Here is a 12,276-nt window from a genome sequence, read left to right on the forward strand (position 1 = left end):
AAGCTTCGGGTCGATCTCGTGAAATCCGCTGCACGTCGGTGAGCAGCGGCCCCTCTTCGTACGTATGGTCAGATGACGGGTCGACGGGAGAGGCGGCGGAGCGATGGCGCACGGCATGCGGACGGACAGCCACACCAGCTATGTCAGGCGCGACGACTGGCGGGAGTCCGCCACCCGATACGCCTTGCTCCCCCTGCGGGTCTTCCTCGGCGTCACCTTCATCTACGCGGGCCTGGACAAGCTCACCGACAGCGCCTTCATGCAGGCCAGCGGGTCGGGCTCGATCGGCGCGATGATGGAGGGCGTCCGCGACATCTCCGCGGTCCCCGCACTCGTCGACCTCGCCCTGAAGAGCCCCGTCGGCTTCGGCTACGCCATCGCCCTCGGTGAACTGGCCGTCGGCCTCGGTACCTTGTTCGGACTCTTCGCCAGGATCGCCGCGCTCGGCGGAGCGCTGATCTCGCTCAGCCTCTGGCTGACGGTCAGCTGGTCCACGGAGCCCTACTACTACGGCAACGACCTGGCCTACCTGATGGCATGGCTGCCCCTGGTGCTCGCCGGAGCCTCCGTCCTCTCCCTCGACGCACTGCTCGCCGAACGCCGCAGGAACGGGATGGGACTCGGCTAGCAGGCCGGCCCGGCCCGCCCTGGGCTACTCCAGCGGGCGTCGGTCGCCCGAACGGCCCGCGGACCGCGGGCGTATCCCATGGACCGCCGCCGCCACGCCCGCTATCAGCAGACCCGCCATCACCATCGGCAGCGCGACGAACCAGGGCGCGTCCCAGGCGCCGCCCGCATCGCCCGCGTACACGACGGCGACCGCCAGCAGGAAGAGGCCCGCGACCAGCTTTCCCGGGTGGAATTCATGACGTAGCACGGGTCACCTTCGCTTGTCCGACGCCGACTTCGAGGCGCAGATCGATCGTGCCGCCGGTCTTGCCGCCCGAGGACGGCTCCAGCGTCACCTTCTTCTCCCGGCCCGGAGCGATGTCCAGGTCCTTGTTCGTATCGGTCGGCAGCAGGATGTCTCCGACGCCCACTTCGGCGTCGAGGCGCACGGTGGCGTCCTTCGGCAGGATCACCCGCAGATCGCCCACGCCGACCTCGGCATGAGTCTTCAGCGTCTGCCCCTTGGCGACGCGGATCTTGCTCAGGTCGAGCTTGCCGGTGCCGAGGCCCACCTCGTACTGCGGTCGGAGGTCCGTCGCCGTCGCCGGTATCCAGTCGGCGCGTGCGTAGTACGTCGTGATGTTCTTCGGGATCGCCGCCGTGGCCGCGAGGAGTCCGGCCGTGAGTACCGCAAGCACGATCGACCCCGCTCCCGTGCGCCCGAAGAAGGCGCTGATCGCGATGCCGATGGCGAACACCGCGAGCCCACAGGCGAGACCGGTCTGCAACGTGGTGCCCAGCGGGTGGTCGTCCCAGGTCAGACGGGTACCCAGGCCGCCCGCGAGCAGGGCGGCGAGGAACACCCAGCCGCCGATCCAGCGCGGCCCGCGGGGCTTGGGCGCCGGGGCGGGCGCGGGAGTGTCGCCGCGGGGCACGCCGGGGTGGCGGCCGCTCGGCCGGTAGCCGACGTCGAGGCCCTCGGGGCCCCAGAAGTAGCCGGAGACCCCGTCGTGCGTGCCGTCCTTCACTATCGGGTCGCGCCACCACGAGGGGCCGCCCGCGATGGGCGGTGCCTTCGCCTCGGGCGGGGCGTCGGCCGCGGCGTGCGCCGCCACCGGGTCGGGATCGGGGGTGCCGCGCTGCTGCGACCAGTACCCCGCGCCCGCGAGGAGCAGGGTGAGGACGGAGGCGAAGGTGAGCGCCCCGCCGTTGTTCAACAGCGTGAGGAAGACGCCGCAGCCGACGAGGGCGAAGAGCACGGCCGTCAGGGCCTGCCCGTCGACCCGGCCGGAGAGCAGCCTGCGCGCCTCGTTCTCCTCCTCGTCCTCGTACGGAACGAAGAGCCAGGCGAAGCCGTAGACGACCAGGCCGATGCCGCTGGTGATCGCGAGCACCGCCAGACCGATGCGGAAGATCACCGGGTCCATGTCGCAGTGCTGACCGAGCCCCGCGCAGACGCCGCCGAGCTTCTTGTGCCTGCGGTCGCGGCGGAACTTGAGATCTTCGGCGGGCAGCCCGGCATCGGGATCGGCCGCGAGGCCGCCCGGCTCATCCCGCGTGCCGCGCAGGGCATCGCGGATGGCGGCCTCGGTCTCCGTCTCGGCGGGCTGCTGATCTGTCATGCGTCCATGGTGACTGCCGAGGAGCCGCCGCGGCAGTCGGGACGACCCTGGTCGAACCCTGATATCGCCCCTGAGACGCCTGGGGCCCCGACCCTGACAGGGGCGCTGCCGGGGCGGAGATCAGGGAAGTCTCGGGGGTCGACCCTGATGCCCGGCACCGCGCGCACGTGTGAATATCGGTGGCATGCCGGAAACCGCCGCACCGCCACTCGACGACGTCCGACCGCTGCGCAAGCTCTACCGCAGCGGTGACGGCCGTTGGCTCGGCGGTGTCGCGCGCGGTCTCGCCGGACATCTCGGGCTGCCCGTGATCTGGGTCCGGCTCGTCTTCGTCGGCCTGTTCACCGCGGACGGCCTGGGCGCGCTGCTGTACGCGGCCTTCTGGTTCTTCGTCCCGCTCGGCATCGGCGGTGTCGGCTCCGAGCGCCCGCCCGCGGCCGTCACCACCGAGACATCGACCGACGGCCGGCGCAGGCTCGTCGCCCGCAAGCCGGACAAGGGACAGATCGTCGCGCTCCTCGCGATGGTCGTCGTCGCCATGGTCTTCGTCAGCAGCGTGGACCTGGACGGCTCGACCAAGGCGTACGTCGTCCCGACGCTGCTCGTCGCGGCCGGTGTGGCCCTGGTCTGGCGGCAGGCGGACAACGCGCGCAGGGCCCGCTGGATGGCCGTCGGCCGACGCAGGCGCACCCTCACGATCGCCCGGTCGGCGGCCGGTGTGCTGCTGGTCGGTGCCGGTGTGACCGGCGTCTTCGTGTTGCAGGGCTCCGCCGCGCACCTGGGCGCCGTCCTCCAGGCCGCGCTCGCCGTGCTCGTCGGCATCGCGCTGCTCGCGGGCCCCTATCTCGTCCGCATGACACAGGACCTCTCCGAAGAGCGCCTGATGCGCATCCGCGCCCAGGAGCGGGCCGAGGTCGCCGCCCACGTGCACGATTCCGTGCTGCACACCCTGACCCTCATCCAGCGGAACGCGGAGAGTCCGGGCGAGGTCCGGCGCCTTGCCCGCGCGCAGGAGCGCGACCTGCGGGCCTGGCTCTACAAGCCCGAGGGCACCGGCAAGGACGAGGACGAGGAGCCCGACACCCTCGCCGAGGCGGTCCGCCGCAGCGCGGCGGAGGTCGAGGACAAGCACGGCGTCCCCATAGAGGTGGTCGTGGTCGGCGACTGCCCGCTCGACGAGGGCCTGACCGCACAGATGCAGGCCGCGAGGGAAGCGATGGTGAACGCCGCCAAGTACGGTGGCGAGGGCGGTGCGGTGCAGGTCTTCGCCGAGGTCGAGGGAGAGACGGTATTCGTGTCCGTCCGGGACCGCGGGCCCGGCTTCGATCTGGATTCCGTGCCGGACGACCGCATGGGCGTACGAGAATCGATCATCGGCCGTATGCGGCGCAACGGAGGCACGGCGCGGCTGCGCGCGGTGCCCGGGGGCGGCACGGAAGTCGAGCTGGAGATGGAGAGGACGGCGGCGACATGAGCGACGCGACCGAGGCGAACGAGCCCGCGGAGCAGGCCGGGGCGGGCGGGAGCGAGGGCGGCCGTCGTGTGCGGGTCGTCCTGGTCGACGACCACCGGATGTTCCGCACCGGGGTGCAGGCCGAGATCGGCCGTACCGACATCACGGGAGTCGAGGTCGTCGGGGAGGCGCCCGACGTCGATCAGGCGGTCACGGTCATCACGACCACGCGCCCCGAGGTCGTCCTCCTGGACGTGCACCTGCCCGGTGGCGGCGGGGTGGAAGTCCTGCGCCGCTGCGCGTCGTTGATGTCCGATGCCACGGACCCGGTGCGCTTCCTGGCGCTCTCGGTCTCCGATGCCGCCGAGGATGTCATCGGGGTCATCCGGGGCGGGGCCCGCGGCTATGTCACCAAGACCATCACCGGCACGGACCTGGTGGACTCGATCTTCCGGGTGCAGGAGGGTGACGCGGTGTTCTCGCCGCGGCTCGCGGGGTTCGTCCTCGATGCCTTCGCGTCCACCGACGCGCCGCCGGTCGACGAGGACCTGGACCGTCTCACCCAGCGCGAGCGGGAGGTGCTGCGACTCATCGCGCGCGGATACGCGTACAAGGAGATCGCCAAGCAGCTCTTCATCTCCGTGAAGACGGTGGAGTCGCATGTGTCCGCGGTGCTGAGGAAGCTTCAGCTGTCCAACCGGCATGAGCTGACCCGGTGGGCGACGGCGCGGCGGCTGGTCTGACGCGTCAGGTCCGCTGAGCGTGCTGCCCGTGTGCACGGGGGCTAGTTCGTGGTGTGGGTGGGGTAGACCTGGACGTCGGTGTAGGCGCCCTTGATGTCGGAGGCGTCGGTGGGCCAGTCGAGGGTGACGGAGTGGGTCTCGTTGGGGGGTGTGACGATGATGTTGGTGGGGGAGGCGAGGCTTTTGCCGCTGGTGTCGTTGGTGTAGGAGAGGTTGAAGACGGCGGCGTCGCCGGGCTTGAGGGTGGTGATGCGGGGCTGGGCCTGGCCGCGTTCGACGGGGTTGGAGGTGTTGTCCTCGTCCTTGATGTCGACGCCGGCGAATCCGGTGGCGGAGCAGGTGGTGGAGCCGCGGTTGATCATGGTGATGTTGATGCGGCCCTCGGTCTCGTCGGGGGCGGCGTCGGCGGCGTCTATGGCGAGGTCGGCCGTCTTGCAGAACGTGGTCTTGCCGCCGCCGGTCTGCGACGAGCCGCTGGCGGCTTCCGCCTTGGTGCCCTTGCCCTGACCGGAGTCCGCCTTGGCGTCGCCGGCCTCCGAGCCGCCCTGCGACTTGGCGTCGCTGCCCGAGTCCGAGGAGCCGCTGTTGGAGGACGAGGCCGAGCCGGAACCCTTGGAGGAGGAGTCCGCGGAGTCGTCTCCACCACAGGCGGTGAGCGAGAGCGAGGCGGCGACGGCGATGGCGGCGAGAGCGGTGAGGCGGGTGGTCTTCACGGTGTTCCCCCAGAAGGTCCGGTGCGTGTCGTGCTGTCGGAGATATTTGTATCCCGCACCGAGTCACAGGCGTTTTCCCGCGACGTCTTCGTTCTGCAACAGGGGTATCGGCCGCTCGGATACCGGCACTTGGGCGAAGCAGGGCCCTCGGGCCTGTCGTTTGGATCAGGCCCTAGCTGTGGCCGCCCGCGCTCGGGGCCGGGCCCAGCCTGCGCAGGGCCCAGCGGTAGTGGCGGGCCGCCTTCGTGCCGCCGATGAGGCCCGTCAGCCACAGGACCAGGCCGGTGCCCATGCCGAGGGCGACGTCGCTGTAGGTGTCGCGGCCCGGTTCGGCGTACGCGGCCGCGGCGAAGGACGCCCAGAGGCCGAGCACGCAGACGGCGAGGGAGGCCAGCAGCCAGACGAGGCTGAGGGCGGGGGAGCGCAGCCGGGCGTCACTGGCCGGTTGACTGTCCAACGCGAGCCAGGCGTCGGTGAGTTCCCGTATCCGCCGGTCGTGGCGGAAGCCGATGACGACTCCGATCACCGAAGGAACGAACGCCGCCACGCCGAGCACCATGAGGACCGGGCCGAGCAGGAAGCCACTGGGGTCCTTGTCGTCGATGAACTGCAACGGCATCACCAGGAGCGCCCAGCCGACGACGCCGCCGAAGCCGCACAGCCACAGCAGCAGGAGCCGGTGCACCCCCAAGTACCGCCTGCGCAGGTCGTCGAGGGCCATGCCGCGGTCGTTGAGCAACGTCTGCCGGTCGGGCCAGGTGCGCAGATGCGCGGGTGGCGGGGGCGGCGGCAGCGTACGGCTAGGCATGGACGCGACATTACCCGCGGCTTCCTGGCCGGATCACACCTGGCCGACCGGCCCTCTCACACCACGCGGGTGGCGCCCGCGAACGGCATCTGGTCGATGGGCGCGAGCCGCACGGGAGCGCTCGGGTTGGGGGCGTGGATCATCTCGCCGTGGCCCACGTAGATGCCGACGTGGCTGATGCCGGAGTAGAAGAACACCAGGTCACCGGGGCGCAGCGCGGAGCGTGGAACCCGTTGGCCCGCGGCGATCTGGGCGTAGGTGGTGCGGGGCAGCGAGACGCCCGCGGAGCGGTAGGCGGCCTGGGTGAGCCCGGAGCAGTCGAAGGCGTTCGGTCCCGTGGCGCCCCAGACGTAGGGGCTGCCGAGCGCCTTGTAGGCGTACGAGACGGCGGCCGCGGCGCGGGCGTTGGGAGCCTTGGCCGTGCCGCCCAGGGCGGCGTCACGGACGTCTGAGCGGGTGGCGCGGTCGCCTTCGGGGTTCGCCAGCTCGGCGCGCTCGTCGCCCGTGAGCCGGGCGAGGAGGCGCTTGGCCTCGTCGAGCTTTCCGGTGACCGTCTTCTTCTGCTTCTTCAGCTCCGCCTGGCGCTCGTGGAAGGAGGCAAGACGGTCGTCGGCCTCGGAGTGCAGCTGGCGGATCTCCTGGAGCTGCTTGCGTATGTCGCTGACGGTCGCGGCCTGGCGGTTGCCGGCGCGGTCGGCGAGCGAGGCGCGCTCCAGGAACTGGTCGGGGTCGGAGGAGAGGGCCAGCTGCATGGCCGGGTCGACGCCTCCGGCGCGGTACTGGGCGGCGGCGTACGAACCGAGCTCGTCGCGCGCGGAGTTGAGCTCGTCCGTCTTGCGGGCCGCCTCGTCGCGCAGCACTCCGAGGGACTTCTCGGCCTTGTCGGCCTTCTCCTTCGCGCCGTTGTACTTCTCGGTGGCGATCTCCGCCTCGCGGTAGAGCGAGTCGACCTTGGACTTCACCTCGGCCGGGCTGAGCCGGGGGTCCGCGTGTCCCACGCCGTCGAACGCGGTCGCCGACGCGGCTCCCGCGAGGGCGAGGGTGACGGCGGTGCGGGCCGTGTTGCCGCTGAGCGAGCGCTGTTTGGGCTTGCGGTGCGCTGACACGAAGAGGGGCTCCTTACGTGTCCGGCGGCGGCCCGCACAGGGGGAGCGGACCGCCGCCGGTTCCTCGGCGGTGGTGTCCGACTGCCGCCCCGGGTCCGGGCGGCGGTGGGGAGCCGGTCACCTGGTGGAGGACGCTAAACCTGACCGTCACGGCTTGGTGTCCGATTGCGCGGAAGTGGCAGTAGTGGACGGATCGGTGACGGAAGACGACCGTGTCGATCACTGTTGGAGGACCACTTCACACGGCTGTGCGACCGATCTGCGGCTTGTGCCCCGGGTGTCCGCGTGACGGTGGTAAGGGACCGCCCGCAGTGGCCGGAACGCGCCCGGTTAGGCTCCGGCTCATGGACGTACTCATCCATCTCTTCGTCGGCCTGCACATCATCGGCATCGCGTCGCTCCTGGGCGGCTTCCTGACCCAGATGAAGCAGATGGGCCAGGGCACCGCCCGGTTCAGCCCCGCGATGCTGCACGGCGCGCTGACCATGCTCGTCACCGGCGTCCTCCTGGTGGGCCTGAACCAGGCGGACGACAACCCGGTCAACAACCTCAAGATCGGCATCAAGATGGCCGTGCTGATCGTGATCCTCGCGCTGGTCTACGTGAAGCGGGACGAGGAGAAGATCGACAAGGGGATGTTCGGCGCGGTCGGTCTGCTGACCGTGGTGAACATCTTCATCGCGGTGCTCTGGACCTGAGTTCTCCCGACCTCTACGCGCGCGTGGCCCGCATCCCCGAGAGGATGCGGGCCACGCGCGCGTAGAGGGTGCTTTTCGCCGTCGGGCCGTGACCACCAGGCCGTGACCGCCGGGCCGTCAGGCCCTCACGCGGGGCGCACCACGCTGTGGATCGGCATGTAGTAGATCGACTCGACGCGGACGTTCGCGCCCGGCTTCGGGGCGTGGATCATCTTGCCGTTGCCGATGTAGATCCCTACGTGACTGATGTCGTCGTAGAAGAACACCAGGTCACCCGGTTTGGCGTCGGCCGTCTTCACCGTCGTGCCGACCTTCACCTGGTCCCACGTGGTGCGCGGCAGAGAGATCCCGGCGGCCTTCCACGCGTCCTGGGTGAGCCCGGAGCAGTCGTAGGAGTCGGGGCCCGTGGCGCCCCAGACGTACGGCTTGCCGATCTGCGCCTCGGCGAAGTCGATCACCTTCGCGGCCTTGGTGGCGTAACTGCCGTCGGTGCTTCCGGAGCCGGAGCCGGAGCCGGAGCCCGAACCGGAACCTGAGCCCGAACCGCTGCCCGAGCCCGCGCCGGAACCCTGGCCCTCGTCCTGCTCCTGCTTCTCCTTCTGCGCCGCTTCCTCCGCCTTGCGCTCGCGCTCCGCCTCCGCGGCCTGCTTGCGGGCCAGTTCGTCGGCCTTGCGCTTGGCCTCCCGCTCCTTCTTCCGCTCGATCGCGGCGAGCCTGGCCTTCTCCTCGGCGGTCAGCTCCGACAGGACCTTGCGGGCCTCACCCAGCTTCTGCTGGACGGTCCGCTTGCTCGTCCTGAGGTCGTCGCGCGAGTCGGTCAGCGTCCTGAGGCTCTTCGCCGCCTTCGTGCGCTGCTTCGTCGCCGAGACCTGCTCGGTCTGGTAGTCGTCGACCGCCTTCTTCTGGCGTTCGGTGAGCCGGTCCGACAGGTGGTTCTGGTCGAAGTAGCCCTGCGGGTCGTCGGCGAGCATCATCGTCGCCGTCCCGGAGATGGCCCCGGTGCGGTACTGCGCGGCGGCGAAGGAGCCGAGCTCCTGGCGGGCCTCGTTCAGCTTCTCGGTGCGCTTGGCCACGTCGTCCAGGAGGTGATCGACCTTCTTGCGCTGCTTGTCGGTCCTCTCCTTGGCCGAGTTGTACTTCTGGGTGGCCACGCCCGCCTGGTGGTAGAGGTCGTCGACCTTCTTCTGTACTTCTTCGAGGCTGGGCTTCGTCGGCGCGGAGGGGGCAGCCTGCGCGCTCTGCGAGAGGAGGGCCACCGAGGTGAGGGCGGCCGTGGTGATGCCGATGGCGGGGGCCGTGCGTTTGCCGGCCGTCCGGTTCCGCGGTTTGCGGTGCGACGCCAAGAGAGGCGACTCCTTCCGTAGACCGCCTACCGGGTTAGCTGTCGGGTTCGGGCGGGTGCTTCGGAAGGTTGCCCTACGGTCCCGTACTACGTACGGGACCGATTCACCCCAAGGTCTTGGTGGGTCCCCGGCTCCGAACACGTCGGACTCGGCGTAGGCCACCCGTTCCCGGCGGGGTTCGCCGGTGGCGGTACGAGCGGCCCGCGCAGCACGCTAGCCAACTCGTGTGGCCCGTGTGAAGGTTGATGTTCGATATGCCCGATACATTTTCGTGACTTTTCGAATCGCCCGATGAGGGTATGTCGCGCGGTGGCGGAATGTGATCGTCCACGGGCGGGCCGTGACCGGGAGGGACCGGTGGGCCGTCTTCGGAGGGCGTTCGCGAGCCGATGCCAGAGGTGGTCCCGCCGTCACCGAGGGGCGGGATCCCCGTCAGCAGGGGGCAGGAGGGCCTTCGGCCGGGGAAGGTGGCCGGAACCCGGGGCGGGTTGTCAGTGGGGCCGCCTAGACTCGGGAGGCGATGAGCAGCCTCTTTGATGACAGCTTCCTGGCGGACCTGCAGCCCTCCCGGGCCGCGGACGAAGAGCCCCCGCCGCCGCCCGAGGACAACACTCCGGAGCCCATTCCGGATGATCTGTTCGACGGGAAGTTCGACGCGCCCCTGAGCAGGGACGCGCACTATCGCGGCGGTGCCCCGCGCCCGGTCATCGACCCGGCGGCGCTTCTCGACGGGCTCAACGAGAACCAGCGCGCGGCCGTCGTGCACGCGGACTCCCCGCTGCTCATCGTGGCCGGCGCCGGTTCCGGCAAGACCCGCGTGCTGACCCACCGCATCGCGTACCTCCTCGCCGAGCGCGGTGTGCACCCCGGCCAGATCCTCGCGATCACCTTCACGAACAAGGCCGCGGGCGAGATGAAGGAGCGCGTCGAGCAGCTCGTCGGCCCGCGGGCGAACGCGATGTGGGTGTCGACCTTCCACAGCGCCTGCGTCCGCATCCTGCGCCGCGAGTACAAGAAGCTGGGCTTCACGTCCTCCTTCTCGATCTACGACGCCGCGGACTCCAAGCGCCTGATGGCCCTGGTCTGCCGCGATCTGGACCTCGACCCGAAGAAGTTCCCGCCGAAGTCCTTCAGCGCCAAGATCTCCAACCTGAAGAACGAGCTGATCGACGAGGAAGACTTCGCGGGCCAGGCCGCCGACGGCTTCGAGAAGACCCTCGCCCAGGCCTACGCGATGTACCAGTCGCGCCTCCGCGAGGCGAACGCGATGGACTTCGACGACCTGATCATGACGACGGTCCACCTCCTGCGCGCCTTCCCCGACGTCGCCGAGCACTACAGGCGCCGCTTCCGGCACGTCATGGTCGACGAGTACCAGGACACCAACCACGCGCAGTACGCCCTGGTGCGCGAGCTGGTCGGCCCCTCCGGAGGCGAGGGCGACGACCCCGGCGAGCTCTGCGTGGTGGGTGACGCGGACCAGTCGATCTACGCCTTCCGCGGCGCCACCATCCGCAACATCCTCCAGTTCGAGGAGGACTACACGGACGCGACGACGATCCTCCTGGAGCAGAACTACCGCTCCACGCAGACGATCCTGACGGCGGCGAACGCGGTCATCGAGCGGAACGAGAGCCGTCGCCCGAAGAACCTGTGGACCAACCAGGGTGCGGGCGCGCGCATCACGGGATACGTCGCGGACACCGAGCACGACGAGGCGCAGTTCGTCGCCGACGAGATCGACCGCCTCACCGACGCGGGCGACGCGAAGGCCGGCGACGTCGCGATCTTCTACCGCACGAACGCCCAGTCCCGTGTCTTCGAAGAGATCTTCATCCGCGTCGGCCTGCCCTACAAGGTCGTCGGCGGCGTGCGCTTCTACGAGCGCAAGGAGGTCAGGGACGTCCTCGCCTACCTGCGCGTGCTCGCCAACCCCGAGGACGCGGTGCCGCTGCGGCGCATCCTCAACGTCCCCAAGCGGGGCATCGGCGACCGCGCGGAGGCGATGATCGACGCGCTGTCGCAGCGCGAGAAGATCTCCTTCCCGCAGGCGCTGCGCCGCGTCGACGAGGCGTACGGGATGGCGGCCCGCTCGACCAATGCCGTCCGGCGTTTCAACACGCTGATGGAGGAGCTGCGGACCATCGTCGAGTCCGGCGCGGGCCCTGCGGTCGTCCTGGAGGCCGTGCTCGAACGGACCGGCTATCTGGCCGAGTTGCAGGCGTCCACCGACCCGCAGGACGAGACGCGCATCGAGAACCTCCAGGAACTCGCCGCCGTCGCGCTGGAGTTCGAGCAGGAGAACGGTGCGGCGGCCGAGGGCGCGGAGGGTGCCGAGTCCGCGGAAGGCGCCGGGGGCACGGAAGGTGCCGAGGCGGCGGAAGTCGCTGCGGACGCGGAGGACGCGGCGGGTGGGCCTCCCCCCGGCTCGCTCTCCGACTTCCTGGAGCGCGTCGCCCTTGTCGCCGACTCCGATCAGATCCCCGACGAGGAGGACGACGGCTCCGGAGTCATCACCCTGATGACGCTGCACACCGCCAAGGGCCTCGAATTCCCCGTGGTGTTCCTGACCGGCATGGAGGACGGCGTCTTCCCGCACATGCGCTCCCTCGGGCAGGTCAAGGAGCTGGAGGAGGAGCGGCGCCTGGCGTACGTGGGCATCACGCGCGCGCGTGAGCGGCTCTACCTGACGCGGTCCTCGATGCGCAGCGCCTGGGGCCAGCCCTCGTACAACCCGCCTTCGCGCTTCCTGGAGGAGATTCCGGACGCCCATCTGGACTGGAAGCGGACGGGCTCCGTCGGCGCTCCGGTCTCGTCGGGTCCGGCGGGCGGCATCGCCTCGTCGCTGTCCTCGTCGCGGTCGCGGTCCGGGGGCGCGCAGGGCTTTGCCACGCGCCGGGCCACGGAGAAGCCGGTGGTCTCGCTCGCGGTCGGCGACCGGGTCACGCACGACCAGTTCGGCCTCGGGACCGTGGTCGGCGTCAAGGGATCGGGTGCGAACGCGGAGGCGACGGTGGACTTCGGCGAGCCCAAGCCGAAGCGGCTGCTGCTGCGGTACGCGCCGGTGGAGAAGCTGTAGGAGCCGGCTGAGATCCCGCGGGGTGCGGCCCCGCGGGACGACGGCTTGGTTTCACGTCGTGGGCAGGGCCGAGGAGTTCGCCGCGTCGCCGCGGGCGACGGC

Annotated in this window: 11 protein-coding genes and 1 riboswitch; of the genes, 5 read left to right on the forward strand and 6 right to left on the reverse strand. The window is 70.3% G+C overall.

Annotated features, from left to right (window positions below; all coding sequences use genetic code 11):
* Positions 1-103 precede the first annotated feature (103 nt).
* On the forward strand, positions 104-628 hold the full coding sequence (locus ACIO9J_RS05810) for a DoxX family protein (RefSeq protein ID WP_401993177.1): 525 nt from the start codon (positions 104-106) through the stop codon (positions 626-628).
* Positions 629-652: 24 nt separating this feature from the next.
* Here ACIO9J_RS05810 and ACIO9J_RS05815 read toward each other — a convergent pair whose 3' ends face one another.
* Together ACIO9J_RS05815 and ACIO9J_RS05820 are read right to left on the reverse strand one after the other, a co-directional pair.
* Positions 653-877 carry a hypothetical protein gene (locus tag ACIO9J_RS05815; protein WP_401993180.1) on the reverse strand — a complete coding sequence of 75 codons (225 nt, stop codon included), beginning with the start codon at positions 875-877 and terminating at the stop codon, positions 653-655.
* On the reverse strand, positions 864-2,231 hold the full coding sequence (locus ACIO9J_RS05820) for a PspC domain-containing protein (protein ID WP_401993183.1): 1,368 nt from the start codon (positions 2,229-2,231) through the stop codon (positions 864-866). Before ACIO9J_RS05820 ends, ACIO9J_RS05815 begins: the two co-directional genes overlap by 14 nt.
* Positions 2,232-2,415: 184 nt before the next feature.
* Between ACIO9J_RS05820 and ACIO9J_RS05825 the strand changes: the two genes are divergently transcribed.
* Together ACIO9J_RS05825 and ACIO9J_RS05830 are read left to right on the forward strand one after the other, a co-directional pair.
* Positions 2,416-3,705 carry a PspC domain-containing protein gene (locus tag ACIO9J_RS05825; protein WP_401993186.1) on the forward strand — a complete coding sequence of 430 codons (1,290 nt, stop codon included), beginning with the start codon at positions 2,416-2,418 and terminating at the stop codon, positions 3,703-3,705.
* Positions 3,702-4,427: a LuxR C-terminal-related transcriptional regulator gene (locus ACIO9J_RS05830; RefSeq protein WP_401993189.1), complete on the forward strand. Its 726-nt coding sequence runs from the start codon at positions 3,702-3,704 to the stop codon at positions 4,425-4,427. The genes ACIO9J_RS05825 and ACIO9J_RS05830 overlap by 4 nt, the downstream gene beginning before the upstream one ends.
* A 41-nt stretch (positions 4,428-4,468) precedes the next feature.
* Here the strand turns inward: ACIO9J_RS05830 and ACIO9J_RS05835 are convergent, their stop codons facing one another.
* The 3 genes from ACIO9J_RS05835 to ACIO9J_RS05845 all read right to left on the reverse strand — a co-directional run bounded on the left by ACIO9J_RS05835 (position 4,469) and on the right by ACIO9J_RS05845 (position 7,054).
* Complete coding sequence (locus ACIO9J_RS05835) at positions 4,469-5,140, reverse strand: DUF4232 domain-containing protein (RefSeq protein WP_401993192.1); 672 nt, start codon at positions 5,138-5,140, stop codon at positions 4,469-4,471.
* A gap of 172 nt (positions 5,141-5,312) precedes the next feature.
* Positions 5,313-5,948, reverse strand: a complete 636-nt coding sequence (locus ACIO9J_RS05840; protein WP_401993194.1) for a hypothetical protein — start codon at positions 5,946-5,948, stop codon at positions 5,313-5,315.
* A 56-nt stretch (positions 5,949-6,004) separates the two neighbouring features.
* The gene (locus ACIO9J_RS05845; protein WP_401993197.1) at positions 6,005-7,054 is read right to left on the reverse strand and encodes an NlpC/P60 family protein; all 1,050 of its coding nucleotides are present in this window, start codon (positions 7,052-7,054) and stop codon (positions 6,005-6,007) included.
* Between the two features lie 344 nt (positions 7,055-7,398).
* On the opposite strand from ACIO9J_RS05845, the gene ACIO9J_RS05850 reads away from it, so the two are divergent.
* Positions 7,399-7,752, forward strand: coding sequence for a hypothetical protein (locus ACIO9J_RS05850; protein ID WP_401993200.1), 354 nt, complete (start codon positions 7,399-7,401; stop codon positions 7,750-7,752).
* Positions 7,753-7,877: 125 nt separating this feature from the next.
* Here the strand turns inward: ACIO9J_RS05850 and ACIO9J_RS05855 are convergent, their stop codons facing one another.
* Positions 7,878-9,095, reverse strand: coding sequence for an NlpC/P60 family protein (locus ACIO9J_RS05855; protein ID WP_401993203.1), 1,218 nt, complete (start codon positions 9,093-9,095; stop codon positions 7,878-7,880).
* Positions 9,096-9,102: 7 nt separating this feature from the next.
* A riboswitch (cyclic di-AMP (ydaO/yuaA leader) is annotated at positions 9,103-9,259 on the reverse strand.
* A gap of 356 nt (positions 9,260-9,615) precedes the next feature.
* Between ACIO9J_RS05855 and ACIO9J_RS05860 the strand changes: the two genes are divergently transcribed.
* On the forward strand, positions 9,616-12,174 hold the full coding sequence (locus ACIO9J_RS05860; protein ID WP_401993206.1) for an ATP-dependent DNA helicase: 2,559 nt from the start codon (positions 9,616-9,618) through the stop codon (positions 12,172-12,174).
* The last annotated feature ends 102 nt before the right edge of the window (positions 12,175-12,276 follow it).

This window comes from Streptomyces sp. NPDC087300 (assembly GCF_044744425.1).
GTDB lineage: Bacteria > Actinomycetota > Actinomycetes > Streptomycetales > Streptomycetaceae > Streptomyces.